Annotated in this window: 16 protein-coding genes and 1 tRNA gene; 7 read left to right on the top strand and 10 right to left on the bottom strand. The window is 43.2% G+C overall.

The features are described from left to right. Positions 1–248 precede the first annotated feature (248 nt). Positions 249–884, top strand: coding sequence for a cobalamin B12-binding domain-containing protein (locus BUB93_RS08065; RefSeq protein WP_073270925.1), 636 nt, complete (start codon positions 249–251; stop codon positions 882–884). On the opposite strand, the gene BUB93_RS08060 is transcribed toward BUB93_RS08065, so the two are convergent. Both BUB93_RS08060 and BUB93_RS08055 read right to left on the bottom strand, forming a co-directional pair. Beyond that, positions 832–2,196: an MATE family efflux transporter gene (locus BUB93_RS08060; protein ID WP_073270923.1), complete on the bottom strand. Its 1,365-nt coding sequence runs from the start codon at positions 2,194–2,196 to the stop codon at positions 832–834. The genes BUB93_RS08065 and BUB93_RS08060 overlap by 53 nt on opposite strands. Continuing rightward, positions 2,186–2,647, bottom strand: coding sequence for a MarR family winged helix-turn-helix transcriptional regulator (locus tag BUB93_RS08055; protein WP_073270921.1), 462 nt, complete (start codon positions 2,645–2,647; stop codon positions 2,186–2,188). The genes BUB93_RS08060 and BUB93_RS08055 overlap by 11 nt, the downstream gene beginning before the upstream one ends. A 149-nt stretch (positions 2,648–2,796) precedes the next feature. Between BUB93_RS08055 and BUB93_RS08050 the strand changes: the two genes are divergently transcribed. Then, complete coding sequence (locus BUB93_RS08050) at positions 2,797–3,969, top strand: GGDEF domain-containing protein (RefSeq protein WP_073270919.1); 1,173 nt, start codon at positions 2,797–2,799, stop codon at positions 3,967–3,969. Positions 3,970–3,998: 29 nt separating this feature from the next. Here the strand turns inward: BUB93_RS08050 and BUB93_RS08045 are convergent. Next, positions 3,999–4,074: transfer RNA gene (locus BUB93_RS08045), tRNA-Arg, on the bottom strand. 65 nt (positions 4,075–4,139) lie between these two features. Between BUB93_RS08045 and BUB93_RS08040 the strand changes: the two genes are divergently transcribed. Both BUB93_RS08040 and gdhA read left to right on the top strand, forming a co-directional pair. Beyond that, positions 4,140–5,138 carry a M15 family metallopeptidase gene (locus BUB93_RS08040; protein WP_200789476.1) on the top strand — a complete coding sequence of 333 codons (999 nt, stop codon included), beginning with the start codon at positions 4,140–4,142 and terminating at the stop codon, positions 5,136–5,138. Between the two features lie 112 nt (positions 5,139–5,250). Then, complete coding sequence (gdhA, locus tag BUB93_RS08035; protein WP_073270917.1) at positions 5,251–6,597, top strand: NADP-specific glutamate dehydrogenase; 1,347 nt, start codon at positions 5,251–5,253, stop codon at positions 6,595–6,597. Positions 6,598–6,638: 41 nt separating this feature from the next. On the opposite strand, the gene BUB93_RS08030 is transcribed toward gdhA, so the two are convergent. The 5 genes from BUB93_RS08030 to BUB93_RS08010 form a co-directional block, all read right to left on the bottom strand. After that, entirely contained in the window at positions 6,639–9,188 is a 2,550-nt protein-coding gene (locus BUB93_RS08030; protein ID WP_073270915.1) for a PEP/pyruvate-binding domain-containing protein, read from the bottom strand. Between the two features lie 97 nt (positions 9,189–9,285). Continuing rightward, positions 9,286–10,569: a homocysteine synthase gene (locus tag BUB93_RS08025; RefSeq protein ID WP_073270913.1), complete on the bottom strand. Its 1,284-nt coding sequence runs from the start codon at positions 10,567–10,569 to the stop codon at positions 9,286–9,288. A gap of 23 nt (positions 10,570–10,592) precedes the next feature. Further along, positions 10,593–11,507: a homoserine O-acetyltransferase MetA gene (gene metA, locus BUB93_RS08020; RefSeq protein ID WP_073270910.1), complete on the bottom strand. Its 915-nt coding sequence runs from the start codon at positions 11,505–11,507 to the stop codon at positions 10,593–10,595. 79 nt (positions 11,508–11,586) lie between these two features. Next, on the bottom strand, positions 11,587–11,775 hold the full coding sequence (locus tag BUB93_RS08015) for a CooT family nickel-binding protein (RefSeq protein WP_073270908.1): 189 nt from the start codon (positions 11,773–11,775) through the stop codon (positions 11,587–11,589). After that, complete coding sequence (locus BUB93_RS08010) at positions 11,768–12,193, bottom strand: DUF3842 family protein (RefSeq protein WP_073270906.1); 426 nt, start codon at positions 12,191–12,193, stop codon at positions 11,768–11,770. Before BUB93_RS08010 ends, BUB93_RS08015 begins: the two co-directional genes overlap by 8 nt. Positions 12,194–12,430: 237 nt before the next feature. Here BUB93_RS08010 and BUB93_RS08005 point away from each other — a divergent pair, with 237 nt between their 5' ends. Together BUB93_RS08005 and rbr are read left to right on the top strand one after the other, a co-directional pair. Continuing rightward, on the top strand, positions 12,431–12,655 hold the full coding sequence (locus BUB93_RS08005) for a glutaredoxin family protein (protein ID WP_073270905.1): 225 nt from the start codon (positions 12,431–12,433) through the stop codon (positions 12,653–12,655). Positions 12,656–12,740: 85 nt separating this feature from the next. Beyond that, positions 12,741–13,277 (top strand): rubrerythrin, encoded by a 537-nt coding sequence (rbr, locus tag BUB93_RS08000; protein ID WP_073270904.1) that lies wholly within the window; start codon positions 12,741–12,743, stop codon positions 13,275–13,277. 96 nt (positions 13,278–13,373) lie between these two features. Here the strand turns inward: rbr and BUB93_RS07995 are convergent, their stop codons facing one another. Further along, positions 13,374–13,832, bottom strand: a complete 459-nt coding sequence (locus tag BUB93_RS07995) for a MarR family winged helix-turn-helix transcriptional regulator (protein WP_073270902.1) — start codon at positions 13,830–13,832, stop codon at positions 13,374–13,376. A gap of 172 nt (positions 13,833–14,004) precedes the next feature. Here BUB93_RS07995 and mltG point away from each other — a divergent pair, with 172 nt between their 5' ends. Continuing rightward, positions 14,005–15,057 (top strand): endolytic transglycosylase MltG, encoded by a 1,053-nt coding sequence (mltG, locus tag BUB93_RS07990; RefSeq protein WP_073270900.1) that lies wholly within the window; start codon positions 14,005–14,007, stop codon positions 15,055–15,057. A 55-nt stretch (positions 15,058–15,112) separates the two neighbouring features. Here mltG and BUB93_RS07985 read toward each other — a convergent pair whose 3' ends face one another. Continuing rightward, on the bottom strand, positions 15,113–15,547 hold the full coding sequence (locus BUB93_RS07985) for an OsmC family protein (RefSeq protein ID WP_073270898.1): 435 nt from the start codon (positions 15,545–15,547) through the stop codon (positions 15,113–15,115).

The following is a 15,547-nucleotide window of genomic DNA, read 5'->3' as shown; positions in this document are numbered from 1 at the left end:
CTTGCATGACCTAAGTCATTATAGCCGGGAAACCTGGGTTTCCGTATTGACGACTGTAATCCCACATATGTGGTTAGCTACTCCCTCTAACAATTTAATTGTAAATAAAAATCTCGTCCCTGTCAATACCGCAGCGGCAGTTAAATCCTTTACGCTAATCATAATTAATTTGATTATTATAATATTTAGTGCTATAATAATGAACATTATTCGAGAGACGTTATTGTAAATCAAGGAGGAATTATAACATGATCGACGAAAAAGTAGCACAGCTGATAGGTGATCTGGAGGAAGAGGATGTCCTGGAAATAATCGAGGATTTTGTCGCAAGCTCTCCTTCCGAAGAAGATTCCAAAAAAGTTCTTGCAGCCTGTCAAAAGGGCATGGCCATAGTAGGCGACAGATTTGAAAAAGGTGAATATTTCGTAGGTGACTTGATCTTTGCAGGAGAGCTTTTGACAGAATCCATCGACCTTCTTAAGCCCGTTCTTGGAAGCAGCCAATCTGAAAGAGTTGGAAAGATCGTCCTGGCGACTGTTAGGGGAGACCTTCACGACATCGGAAAGAATATATTCAAGACCATGGCTGAAGCCGCAGGTTTCCAGGTCATAGATTTAGGCATCGATCAGTCTGAGGAAATGATCGTAGAAAAAATCCGAGATGAAAACCCTGATATCTTAGGCATGAGCGGAATTCTTACCCTTTCTTTAAAATCCATGAAAGACACCGTTGAAGCCTTAAAGAGCGCAGAGCTTAGAGATTCAGTAAAAATAATCATCGGAGGCAACCCGGTAACCAAGGAAGCCAGCGACGACATAGGCGCAGATGCCTTTACGACAAATGCCGCCGCGGGAGTGAAGATGTGCCTAGATTTTTTACGCTGAAATAAAACCAAGCTCCAGTCAACATAAAGGAAAATATATCTGCAAAAGGGGCTGCGCGAAGTATTCCGTCCAGTCCCCAAAACCTCGGAAATATCAAAAGAGCAGGAATCAACAGTATTACCTGCCTGGTAAGTGTCAGGAACATAGCCGTCTTGGATTGCCCGATTGCTTGAAAATAACTTGCCGCAATGATTTGAAACCCGATCACCGGCATGAAGAAAAACCATATCCTAAGGGCTTTTGTTCCAAATTCCAGCAGCACCGGATCTCTATTGAACATTGCTATGAGCGCTTCAGGGAACGCTCTGGTCAATGAGTAGCTTATGACCACTATCACCGTGGCGATTGCCACCCCCTGTTTTGCGGCGGATTTTACCCTATCCTTTTTCGCCGCTCCGAAGTTGAAGCTTATGATTGGCTGAAGACCCTGTCTGAGACCTATCACGGGAAGAAGCAACAGCATCTGGAGGCTGTTGATTATCCCCATTGCCGAGACTGCTATATCTCCCCCATATAAAAAGAGGTTCTTATTCAAAATGGCATTCAAAAGACTGTTTGCCATCTGAAGAGAAGCTCCGGGAATGCCCAAGGCAGTGACGCGCTTAACTATTTTAAGCTCCGGCATCAGGTTCTCTTTTTTAATCTTTACCTTGCTTTTACCACTGATAAAATATCTCATGACCCATACAAAGGATATGCCCTGGGCCATAACAGTTGCCAGTGCAGCTCCCCTCATGCCCATCTTCAGGCCAAATATGAACACAGCGTCCAATAGGATGTTCATCCCCGCTCCCATAAACATTGTTATCATCGCTGTTTTCGGCTCTCCGTCAGCCCTTATGAAATTGTTCATCCCCATGCTGCCCACTTGGAACACGGCTCCGAAGAATATCATCCTCATATACTCCACTGCGTATGGCATCACTGTAGCGCTGGCTCCAAACATAGATAAAAGGGGTCTTAACAACATTTGGCCAAATACCATAAATAAGACGCCGGATATCAAGAGCATGGAAAATGAATTGCCAAGAGCCTTTTCCGCTTCTCCTCTTTTCCCTTCACCCAGCTTGATGGAAAACAGCGTAGCCCCTCCTAATCCGAATAATATGCCCATGGACATCAATATGATCATAATAGGAAATGCGACGGTAATTCCCGCGAGGCCATCTGCTCCCAAATCTGGGCTATTGCCTATGAATATCCTGTCTACTACGTTATAAAGGGAATTTACCATCATTCCAACCATGGCAGGCATAGAATACTCTATTATGAGCTTGTGTATCTTTTCTTCTCCCAAGGGGTTATTTGTCATCAACGCCGCTTACCTCCATCTTTTTTCTCATGTCATGCCTTTCGATTTTTAGAACCATCTCTTCCAGTCCTTTTAGCATAAACTCCACCTTCTCCGGCTCCATGCCCTCGGTGAGCATTTCGCTCCAGCCAAGTATCTTTTCCTTGACCTTTGACTCTATCCCTTTGGCCTTTTCGGTCAAAAATACGCGATTGTACCTTTTGTCGCCTTCATCCTTTAGCCTAATGACATATCCCTTTTGTTCCAGGGACTTTATAGCCCTTGCTGTTGCCGACTTGTCTATATACAGATAGGTTGAAAGCTCTTCTTGGCTTGCGCCGCTGTGATGGTACAGATACATCAAAAAAGAATACTCCGCTGATGTTATTTCGAATTCCTTTAAAGCAAAGTTTATATATATTTGAGCCTGTCTGTGCAATATTGACAGATACCTTCCAATCAAACGTTTCATGGAAACCTCCTATGGTTGACTTGTCAACTATTGTACATCCCTTTTATAAAGCTGTCAAATTTCTTATTGTTTGATTTTTCCACTTTTATAGAGTAAAATATTATTACACCCCCAAACATATCCGTTCCATATCGGAAGGACGTGAGTTTTTGACAGCCACTTTGCCACTGCTAATTATTAATTGTCTTTACTTTTCGTTTATATTTGTATTTTTAATCGAAAAACAGATCAGTCCTATCAAGGTTCGGTCATCAGCCGTATTGTACGATCTGTTTGTTTTCTATGCTATTTTTATTTTTCTATTATCCTGGTTTCCTGAATATTATTCCTATCCGGTGTTTTTTTTATCATCCATACTTATTGTTAAAAAAGAATACGAAGTGTCTGTATTCACCTCATCGCTGGTGTCCTTTATAGCTGTTTTTGTTATCGGAATTTCTTTTTCTCTAACTGACCTTGTGTTTTCATTGATGTCAGACAGCGAATTGGTCAGTTTAATTCCGGAATTTGCCTTAATGGGGGCAAACGGATTTTTGACCTTTGCCTTTTCTTTATTTTTACTGGGATTCATGAATCGAATTTTTAGATCCATATATATAGACAGGCAACTGCCCTCAAGGCATGAGGCAGGCTTTAACATTATCATGACCGGAACGATACTAGCCTTTGGAGCCTTGGAAATATTTACCGAATTGTTTCCGGAGATACCCGATACTTACAGGGCCTTCAAGATTTTTTTCTCAGCCTTGCTGCTTATGCTCACCCTATCATTCGTCATAATGCTCAGAGACTTCATTTATGAAAAGAAAAGCCTGGAGATACTAAAAGCCCAGGTGGAACTTGACCCGATGACAGGGACGATGTCCAAGAATTCAGGTTTGAAATACATGAAAGCTTTGATGAAAAAGGCTATAGAAGAAAACAACTACATAACATTTGGATTTATAGACATGAACAACCTGAAATTCATAAACGACAGATACGGCCACCAGGAAGGTGACAGAAGCATCATCGAGACCGCTTCCATCATAAAAAACAACCTTAGAAGCAGCGATATAATCTGCCGGGTAGGCGGTGACGAATTTGTCATAGCCTTCAACGGATGCCGTCATGCCCAGGCACAAGACATCATGGAAAGAATCGACAACTCTCTCGAATCAATTTCTCATGCCCTGCCTTATGAGATATCCATAAGCACAGGGCTTTTTGAAAAAGAGCCCTACAGAAAGATGCTGCTGGAAGAAATCATCAGAATCGTAGATGAGGAAATGTATGTGAAAAAAGCTGAATACAAGAAAAAAAACAAAACCAAGACGAGATGACAGTCTTGGTTTTATGGTATAATCTTATATGGTGCGCCTGAGATGAATCGAACATCCGACACATGGTTTAGGAAACCATTGCTCTATCCCCTGAGCTACAGGCGCAAGGACAACTATTATATTAACATAAAAATATGCAGGTTTGCAAGTTGTAAAAGGAGGTTTTATTTTTGAAAAGATTTTTTATCATAATGCTATCGATAGCACTGCTGTCCTTCTCCTCATGTTCCTCCGAAAAAATCACGGAGATAAACGGAGTGAAGTTAAAAGGAGAAATCACCATTGACAAGGTGGAGTTTTTGAATATTCCCGAAAACAATTTTGTGCTTCCCGGTGAACTTATAGAAATAAAAGCCAAGATCACATATATCGATTCAGAAGGCACCACAGCATCAAACACCGTAGACACCATAGAAACAAAAGTCATCACAGGGGAAGACCTAATATCCATCCTGGACGGATCCATAGGAATCAGCGAGGAAGCTTTAAGCGGCCAAAACATCACTATCGACGCCGGGCTTACAGAGGAAGACTTTCAGACTTCTCTTAATCTCACCGTAAGGAAAAACCCTGCAGACTTTATAACTGCAGAGGGAGTCATTACAGACTTTAACGATATAGACAGCCTTGTGAACAAGGAAAGAGCTCTGCCCCGGGATTACGTCCCTATCGACCTGGTAAAGCTCACCGTTCCCACAGTGCTTGCAAACCCGGAAATCAATCAGCTGAGAAAAGCAGCTTCCGATGCCCTTGAAGATCTTTTCCAAGCCGCAAAAGAAGAAGAAGGCTTCAGCTTAAGCGCCAGATCCGGTTACCGGTCCTATGCCACGCAAAATTCACTCTACAGCTCCAATGTTGAAAGAAGAGGCTTGGAGCATGCACAAAAATATTCTGCCCAGCCCGGCCACAGCGAGCACCAGACCGGACTTGCCATAGACATAACCAGCACTTCTGTCAACAACCAGCTGACAGAGTCTTTTGGAGAAACTCCAGAAGGAATTTGGGTATCTGAAAACGCCCACTTATTTGGTTTCATCATAAGGTATCCCTACGGGAAAGACTCAATCACAGGCTATTTTTACGAACCATGGCACCTTAGATATGTAGGGAAAGATCTGGCAGGAAACATATTTGAAAGCGGCTTGACCATGGAGGAATGGTTCGAGTGATTTAAACAAGTATTTTGTTGCAATTATATAATTTCCTATGGTAAGATGTTTACACGATAAACCTAATTTGTATGTAATTTTTAAAATCTATAATCTTTAAAGGAGAGTTGCAATGAATAGCAAGGAATATGTTCAATCAGTTTACAACCAAGTAGAAAAAAGAAATCCAAATGAAACCGAATTCTTAGATGCAGTTAAAGAAGTGTTGACATCTTTAGAGCCTGTTTTTGATAACCATCCGGAGTACATAGAAGCAGGTCTTCTCGAAAGAGTCACAGAACCCGAAAGAGTCGTTTCATTCAGGGTTCCATGGGTGGACGACCAAGGCAAGGTTCAGGTAAATAGAGGCTTCAGGGTGCAGTTCAACTCAGCAATAGGTCCTTATAAGGGCGGGCTTAGATTCCACCCTTCAGTAAATCAAAGCATCATCAAATTCTTAGGGTTTGAGCAGACTTTTAAAAACTCCTTGACAGGCCTACCCATCGGCGGCGGAAAAGGAGGATCTGATTTTGATCCTAAAGGCAAATCAGACAATGAGGTAATGAGATTTTGCCAAGCATTTATGTCTGAGCTTCAAAAGTATATAGGTTCCGATCTTGACATCCCTGCCGGAGATATCGGCGTTGGCGCCAGAGAAATCGGATACATGTTCGGTTACTACAACAAAATCAAAAACGTACGGGAACAAGGCGTTCTTACGGGCAAAGGCCTTACGTACGGCGGAAGCCTTGGAAGAACTCAAGCCACAGGATACGGCCTGGTTTATTTCACAAACGAAATGCTTCAAGATGCAGGTAAAAGCTTCAGGCATCAAAGAGTCGTCGTCTCCGGTTCTGGCAATGTTGCCATTTACGCCATCGAAAAGGTCCAAGAGCTGGGAGGCACAGTAGTAGCATGCTCCGACTCTGACGGATACATAGTAGATGATAACGGAATCCAGTTGGACCTGATCAAGGAAATCAAGCTCGTGAGAAGAGGACGCATCAAGGAATACCTGGAAAAAGTCCCTACCGCCAAATACGTAGAAGGCTTTACAGGAATCTGGAGCGTAAAATGCGATATAGCCTTGCCATGTGCCACACAAGGAGAGCTAGACGTGGAAGCTGCAAAGGTCTTAGTGAAAAACGGAACTTATGCAGTTGCCGAAGGAGCAAACATGCCTTCTTCCCTAGAAGCCATCAAGGTTTTCATAGACAACGACATTCTCTTTGGACCGGGCAAAGCCGCCAATGCAGGTGGAGTCGCTTGCTCTGCTCTTGAAATGTCTCAAAACAGCATGAGATATTCATGGACTTTTGAAGAAGTTGACGAAAAATTAAAGCGGATCATGGCTGATATCTACACAAACTCGAAGGAAGCTGCTGTAGAATACGGATATGACAACAACTTGGTCGTGGGATCCAACATAGCCGGTTTCCTAAAAGTTGCCGAATCCATGATGGCACACGGAATAGTTTAATCGTAAAACTAAAGCTCAAACCGATATGGTTTGAGCTTCTTTCATTTGCAGAGCACCTTTTGTGAAATTATATCTGAATACAGCTCCATTTCTGAAACATCCGCAACGTGAATCACATCTTTAAGCCCCAGGGAATTTGGCGCTATCTCACCCAGCAAATTCTTTCTATCCAGCACATATCCGGGATTGTAGGACACCTCCGGATATCCGTCAAATATGGCAGCATAGAAAATATCCGATTCCACCATATCCTGGAAGAAGTGGCTTCCGTAAGAAAGCTCCGGCATGAATCCACCTATGTTATAGGCGAGCTCGCAAATCGCCTTTACATTACAGATTTCAGCAAAGTTTACCGTCACCCCCAGCGTAGGAGTCGTGGTTCCCCACCTTCCCGGTCCCATTATCATCATGGTATTGTCCTTGAGTTTGTTGTTTATGATCCCTACTGTTCGGGCAACTGCGTACTTGTCCTCCAGCGAAAGCTCCATGTATCCCTTCGGGTCCACCAAAATTATATAATCCAGGGGCAACCTTATGTTGCCTCCCATGAAATTTCCTTTAAATGTGAAGAGGCATTTATTTGTATCGCTTATCTCCGGCATTTGCACCGGCTCCCCCGGACCCTTTGTCTGCAGCGGACGGCACTGGACCAAGTTTATCTTGTAGCTTTCATCTTCTCTGAAGTTTGCCGTAAACTCTATGTCAACAGGATAATCATACATCGCCTCCAAGGTCGCAAGCATCTTTCTCATCCACAGAGGAAAATCCGTTTCCTTAAGAAGCTTCTCAAACCCCAGTATATAATGGCTCTTGCCCTTAAGGCCCAGCTCTTTCATCTTTCTGTTCGTCTTATGATCAGGCTTTGCAAATATATCCGATCGAGTCTTTAAATCAAGGTTTATCACTTCTTCCAACGGCTTTTCCAAAAGGGCGTTTTCTTTTAAATCAAGAACATCTACTTTCCTTTGGGAAAACTTCGCTTCATCTTCGTAGTCCAACAGGGGGGACTGTTCGGGTCTGTCAAGAGACACTATCCTGGGATAATCCCCCATGATCCTGTCTACGGCTCTCGTCCCCAGTCCAAATACCAGCCTGAGCATCCCTGCATGCCTGTCGATGCTTTGATCCCAAACATATAGATTGGAGGAATTGCCCACTCCCGCAAGATGAGGAAAGAAATAATCTCCGTGATAATCTCCGGAAACACGTTGAACCAGTATGGCCATTTGCTCGTCCTTATTGAATAATCCCCTTTTAAGCCTGTAGGCCAGTGCCTCTTCCTTCATGGTGCTTGCGTAGATTTTCTTGACAGCTTCCTCAAATGCCCTATACCGCTCTTCCGGGGTTCCTTGATTGGCGCAAAAGACGCTTTCGTACTTCCCCGCAAAGGCATTTCCGAAGTCGTCTTCCAAAAGAGAACTGGACCTGACTATTATCGGAGACTGTCCGAAATATTCCAGCATCTGCTGGAACTGCTCCTTGATTACCTCCGGAAACTTTCCCTCAAGCATCCTCTCCTTAAGTTCCCTGGCATACTTGAAATATCCGCTTTCCGTCTTTTGCTTTCTTCTCAGCTTCCACCAACCGTTTTGCACTATGTATGTATAGAAGATATCTGATCCTAGGTAGAATGAATCGTGCTGCTCAAGTATGTCTTCAAACTTTACCTCTTTATCTTCTTCAAGTATCTTTCTAGCCAGGAGCATCCCAACGGATTTCCCTCCGATAAAACCCGTGCCTATCTGCCTGAGCTGAATATTGAGAAGATCCTTTAATGTCAGATACTTATTGACCATGTCGTTTATCCGCCTGCTCCTGCCTACCATGATGTTTATTATCATGTCCTTTATCTTCTGTTGTTCGGACTCATCCATGAACAAGGCTTCTCTTGCAGAATCGAATAGGTTTATCCAGTTGTCTTTTCTTTCAGCCTGGATGCTCGTATATGAGAATATTTCGGCCAGCTCCGCACTTGCCGTCACGGGGGTGAACTCGGTTTTTGTAGATTTGTGGGGAATAAACATCGTAGAGGAATACCTCTCCCAAACCTTCAAGGGATGTACGTAGTATTGGTTTTTTATATGGTATAAATCGAACAAAACCTGTGTAGTCTCCCTGATTCGTGCTATCGTAGAGTAAGTGTGCTTATTTCTGAGTAAGGCAAAATAAGCCACTGTGTCAAGTTCAAACAAATACGGACAGGCAATCCTAAAAAAGTTTCCGATCATCAGATCCGAATGCCAGTAGGTCAAAAGCTCGCTTAAGCAGTCGAATACGTAAAAAACCTCTTTTCCCTCATCTGTTATGATATCGTACACATGCGTACTGAAAGATTCAAATCCCTGGTCAGGATCAAGCTCGTAATATCCTATGCCCTTAAGATCATCTATCAAGGGGTCGTGGGGGGCAAAGTGTATATAGACGATCTTTCTTCCATCTTTTCTTGCCCTTTTAACAAATGGAGCTACATATCCCTTGTAATCAACTACAGAATCTACCTGCCATACTACGTTATCTCCAAGCCTAAGCATGTCAATGGCGTTGTCGAAGCCGGTTATTCCCGTGCTGGCTCTATTATAAATCTTGCTCATTTTATCGACACCCCTTCTTGTGCGAATTTCCGTTGATAAGTTTCTGCTTTTTTGTGGATAATTCGAGAAAACGGCCTGGAATCCAGACCGTTATGTTTTATATCTTTTGTAAAGCTTGATCTAAATCGCCGATAAGATCCTCAGCGCTTTCGATGCCGATTGATACCCTTATCATATCCGGTCTGACGCCGGCTCTTAATTGATCTTCTTCAGAAAGCTGGGCGTGAGTAGTGCTTGCAGGGTGTATCACCAGGGATTTTGCATCTGCCACATTGGCCAGCATTGAGAATATATCCAAGGAATTGATGAATTTTTTGCCTTCCTCGGTACCTCCCTTCAGGCCAAATGTAAATATGGAGCCTACTCCTTTTGGAAAATACTTTTTGCAAAGCTGATGGTACTTGTTGTCCTCAAGCTCCGGGTAATTCACCCAGGACACCTTGGGATGGTCTTTTAAGAACTTCACGATTTTTCTGGTGTTCTCCACGTGTCTTTCCACCCTCAGCGAAAGGGTTTCAAGCCCTTGCAGCAGCAAAAATGAGTTAAAGGGGCTAATGGCCGCTCCAGTGTCTCTTAAAAGCTGGACTCTGCATTTTACGATATAAGCTGCAGAACCGAAGGCTTCAGTATAGCTTACTCCGTTATAGCTTGGATCCGGATCTGTAACTTCACCGAACTTGTCGTTTTGTGTCCAGTCAAAATTTCCCGAATCTACTATGACGCCCCCTATCGATGTACCGTGGCCTCCAATGAATTTTGTAGCCGAATGGACTACTATATCCGCTCCAAAGTCAATCGGCCTTATAAGGTAAGGGGTACCAAAGGTGTTGTCCACGATCAATGGAATCCCATAGCGGTGGGCGGTTTTAGCAACAGCCTCAATATCTATGAGGTTGATCCCGGGATTGCCTATGGTCTCTATGTACAAAGCCTTCGTATTCTCATCTATCCCATCAGCGAAGTTTTTTATATCGTCAGGATCTACGAATTTTACCCCAATGCCCATTTTAGGCAGGGTGTTGGCAAACAGATTGTAGGTTCCCCCGTAGAGAGTGCTTGCGGAAACTATATTATCTCCTGCTTTTGCAATGTTGAGTATCGCATATGTTATGGCAGCTGATCCCGAAGCTACAGCCAAAGCCGCTACTCCTCCTTCCAAAGCTGCAAGTCGTTTTTCAAATACATCCGTGGTAGGATTCATTATTCTGGTGTAGATGTTTCCTGCCGCTTTAAGGGCAAAAAGCTCCGCAGCATGATCCGCATCGTCAAAGACATATGATGTAGTCTGATAAATGGGCACCGCTCTAGACCCAGTCGCCGGGTCTGGTTCCTGTCCCCCATGTACTTGCAAAGTTTCAAATCCGTATTTGTTTTCCTGCATTTTCCATCACTCTCCCGATTTCATTATAATTTGTCCAGATCATAAGGGGTTTCTTGGTATACATAGTAGTTCAGCCAGTTGCAAAAAAGAAGGTTGGCATGTCCCCTCCACCGGACAATCGGCTTTTGAGAGGGATCATCCTTGGGATAGTAGTTTTTGGGGACTTCTATGTCAAGTCCCAGGCTTATATCCCTATCGTATTCGTTTTTCAGCGTGTCCCAATCGTACTCGGAATGACCCGTTACGAATACCTGCTTGTTGTCCCTGCTTCTGACCATGTACACTCCCGCTTCCTTTGATTCAGAAAGCAGCTCAAGCTCATCCACCTTTTCTATTTCTTCCCGTCGCACTTCAGTGTACCTGGAGTGGGGCGCGTAGTACTCGTCGTCAAATCCCCTGACCAACATCGTTGTATTGTTCTTCAGGTAGTGAGGAAATATTCCAAACATTTTTTTAGCAAGGGGATATTTTTTAACACCGTAATGGTAGTAAAGCCCTGCCTGGGCTCCCCAACAAATATGCAGAGTCGAGAACACATGGGTTTTGCTCCACTCCATGATACTCGTCAACTCCTGCCAGTAGTCTACCTCTTCGAACTCCAGCTTTTCAACGGGAGCTCCTGTTATTATCATACCGTCGTATTTTTTGTCTTTGACATCGTCAAAGGATTTATAGAAATTTTCCATGTGATCCTTGGAGATATTCTTGGAAACGTATGTGCTGGTATTCAACAGGTCTACTTCTACCTGGATGGGCGTATTCCCCAACAGACGCATTAGCTGAGTCTCTGTGACTATTTTGGTAGGCATAAGGTTTAATATGATTATCTTAAGCGGCCTTATATCCTGGTGGGCAGCTCTTTCCTCGCCCATAACGAAAATATTCTCACTCGCCAAGATATCAATCGCCGGTAAATTATCAGGTATTTTAATTGGCATGCACTTTCACTCCTCGTGTGTAAATAATAATCATATCGAAAAAATAAGATATATAATAGATATTATAACATTTAATCCATCATTTCGCCAAGATAATGCTGTGATCTACAAGAGCCATTTCCTTAATATGCCCCTTGACCGTTTTTCTTTCACCAAAAATATTTTCAAGATATACATCCTTTTCACCGGGGACGATTTTATCCACTGATTCCATTATCAGGCTTCTTTCTCCGTTGGCATCAAGGATATAAACATTCGATTCACACATTTTTCATTCCTCCCATAAGCTCTTTTACTATATCGATACAGTGATCTACGTAATGAGGCAGCGGCTCGCTGATTACCCCCGCTATGTACACGTCGCACTTATTTAGAGGCACGAATACCTTTTTTGCCTCGCTTCTGGAAATCGCTCCAGCCATTTTGTCCGTTAGCTCCCCTGTCATGGAATCCGGGACCATCAGAGCTATGCTGCCGATTATTATGTCTGCCTTTTTCGCATTTACCACAATCGCATTTTCTCCCGTTCCGCCTTCATTGGCTCCGGATTTAAGCATCGCAGTAGTCGCCAGCCCATTTGTTCCCAAAGCGACTATATGAACCTTTTGCTCAAATTCCTGCCTAAGCTTTTCAATAACCAAACGGCCTATCCCGCCGCCCTGTCCGTCAATAACTACAATCTTCATTTCACACCACCAGATCTATTTTTTCGATATAGAGGATCATAGCCTTGAATGCTTTCGCCAACAAGCAGCAAGCTGTCTTTTTATCCCGACCCCTCTATTATCGAATATTGTACCACAAAACCTTCTTATTTTGCCATACGCCGACTTCTTTTCTCTCTACTAGCCATCTCCTGAGTTTCAAACAGGAAATTCCGGGTAAATTTAAGCATAATGATACAACAAGGAGGCAACCAGCATATGAAACAAGCCAAGATTTACACCTGGGGCTACTGTCCCTATTGCCGGAAGGCACTATCCCTTTTGAAGAAAAAGGACATAAGCTTTGTAGAAATCGGCATAGACGGAGACAGGGAAACATTTGAAGAACTATCAAAACTCACAGGGCAGAGAACTGTCCCCTTTGTATTCATTGACGATGAATTCATCGGAGGATACAGCCAACTGGAGTCAAAGCTAAAATAATTTTTATTGTTTGCGCTTAACTTATCGGGGTATAATCAAATGAGTAAGGTCAAGACCTAATCAATACAACAGGAGGATTCAACAAATGAAAGATTTAAAGGGAACACAAACAGAAAAAAACTTATGGACCGCATTTGCCGGTGAGTCTCAAGCCAGAAACAAGTACGACTACTTTGCAAGCGTTGCAAAAAAAGAAGGCTATGAGCAGATCAAGTTCATTTTCGAAGAAACATCCAGGAATGAAAAAGAACATGCAAAGCTTTGGTTCAAATACCTTAACGGTATAGGCACTACCGAAGAAAACCTGCTTTCTGCTGCTGAGGGTGAAAACCACGAGTGGACTGAGATGTATGCAGAATTTGCGCAAACAGCTAGAGAGGAAGGCTTTCCTGATCTGGCAGCCAGATTTGAAGGCGTGGCAAAGGTCGAGAAGCTTCACGAGGAGAGATACACAAAACTATTGGAAAACGTAAAGAACAAGGCTGTCTTCGAAAAGCCTTCCGAGCAGGTTTGGGTCTGCAGAAACTGTGGACACGTCCATGCAGGAGCAAAAGCTCCCCAGATATGTCCTGTTTGCGACCACCCACAAGCTCACTTCGAGCTTAGGAGCACTAACTACTAAAATTAAAAGCGACCAATTTGGTCGCTTTTATTATTCTTCCTAGTTCATTTCTATTTCAACGATTCAATCATCCTGTCTGCTCCCCGTATACTGTACTTAGTCGTCCTTTAAATCGATTTCCATGTAATTGGCTTTCATCCTGGACAAAAGGCCTTTTAGTACTTCCTTTTCTTCATCCTCAAATCCTTTGAAGGCCTCCCGCCCCATCCGTCTCATTATTTTTTTTGCTTCTTCCACTGTTTTCATGCCGTTTTCAGTTAGAGACACCCTGGTGACCCTCTTGTCGTTTTCATCCTGAACTTTCGTTACTATATCGTTGTTTTCCATGCACCTTATCATGGTTGTCATAGTGGAAGCCTTTACGTTGATCCTTTCAGCCAATTCCTTTTGACTTAGACCTTTTTCCTTGTCAAGTATGAATAAAAGAGGAGGCTGTCCCGGGTATATGTTTATTTCCTCAAGAAGAACGTGAAGTCTTTTATAGTGATACCTGAGCAATTGGCTAAATTCCATATAAGCGGATTGTGTCTTTTCATCTACATCATTTTCATACATTTTTCTTCTCCTACACTTGGTGCCCTATCGGCATTTTTAAATAGTATATCATAGATCACCATTTCATTTATTTTAAATGTTTTTATAAGAATTCTATGTTATCATGATATTGCAGGCTGATATCCAGCGGCAATTAACAATAAATATATCATAAATTCGAGAGGTGATGTACATGCCCGGTAAAAAACCATGGTATTTTTTAATAGGTTTTATAGCCATTGCCGCCATCGCTTTGGCTAGCTCCTATATTGCATACAGCTCCATGTTAAGTCCCGTATCCAGGGAGGATGAATCCATCATATTTGAAGTCCGCCAAGGAAGCAGCATCACATCCGCTGCAGACAAGCTTCAGGATGAAGGTCTCGTGAAAAACGCTTTGGCCTTTAGAATCCATGCAAGGCTGGAAAACTACACGAATCTTCAAGCAGGCTACTATGAACTTTCTCCGACCATGAGCACCGAAGAAATAGCCGAGAAGATTTTCTCCGGAGATGCAGTCTTTCCCGATGCAGTTATTGTGACTTTCCCTGAAGGCAAGACTATTGATGAGATGGCAAAAATCCTAGCCGATGCAACTGAAGGAAGTCAAGACGAAATACTAGGTGTCTGGGAAAGTGAAGATTTTCTTGATTGGGCTATTGAAAATTACTGGTTCGTGACGGATGCTGTGAAAAACCCTAATCTGAAATACGCTTTAAACGGATACTTTTTCCCCAGCACGTATCAGTTTAAAAATAAAGACGTGACCAGCGGTGAAGCAGGAAAGGTGATGCTAGATCAAATGGAGAAGGTCTTGTCAAAATATAGAGAGGATATAGATAACAGCCCTCTCAGTCCTCATCAGGTGCTGACCATGGCTTCCATCATTGAATATGAGGCCATATTTGACGAAGACAGGCCTATAGTTTCAGGGGTTTTCTACAACAGGCTGGAAATTGACATGCGCCTGCAAAGCTGCGCCACATTGCAGATGGCCCTGGGCGTGCACAAGCAGATATATTCCGCATCGGATATGAGGGTCGATTCCCCTTACAATACTTATTTGGTGAATGGCCTTCCCGTAGGTCCGGGAAATTCTCCCGGAGAGCCCTCTATAGCTGCAGCCCTAAATCCCCAGGATCACGATTATTTCTACTTCCTGTCGGACATTTACGGGGATAACAAGACATACTACTCCTCCACCTATGAGGAGCACAGGCGACTTCAAAACGAGATATTGAGATAAAAAAGAGCCTTCCTTTTCATTTAAATGATTAGGAAGGCTTTAAATTTCCATGGGTCTATGCCAGCTCAATTACTACCGGGGTGGCATTTGCTATATTGTCGCTTACGGGACATCTCTTTTCTATTTCTTCAAGCCATTTCTTCAGCGTTTCCTCGTCTGCATCTGTATCCGGCTTTACGCTAACCCTTACTTCCTTATATCCTGTTCTTTCAGCATCTGATTTACCCATGAACTTCATTGGGTTTAAGTCTCCTTCTATCTTGAATTCAACTCCTCTGAGCTCAAAGCCCATTTCTCCCGCTATCATGTGACTTACCACATTCAAGCACCCGGCCAAAGCGGCTACGAGATATTCTACAGGATTGGCTCCTTCATTCGTTCCCCCCAGATTTTTGGGCTCGTCGATTACCATGGTAAAGCCTCTTGTCTCCACCACCGTCTTCGTGGGATTTTCGCTTCTTGCCACAACTCCAAATTTAAGATCTGCCAT

This window comes from Alkalibacter saccharofermentans DSM 14828, assembly GCF_900128885.1.
GTDB classification, from domain to species: Bacteria; Bacillota; Clostridia; order Eubacteriales; family Alkalibacteraceae; genus Alkalibacter; species Alkalibacter saccharofermentans.
The sequence above is the reverse complement of the archived record's forward strand: the minus strand, read 5'-3'. Positions and strand labels throughout refer to the sequence as shown.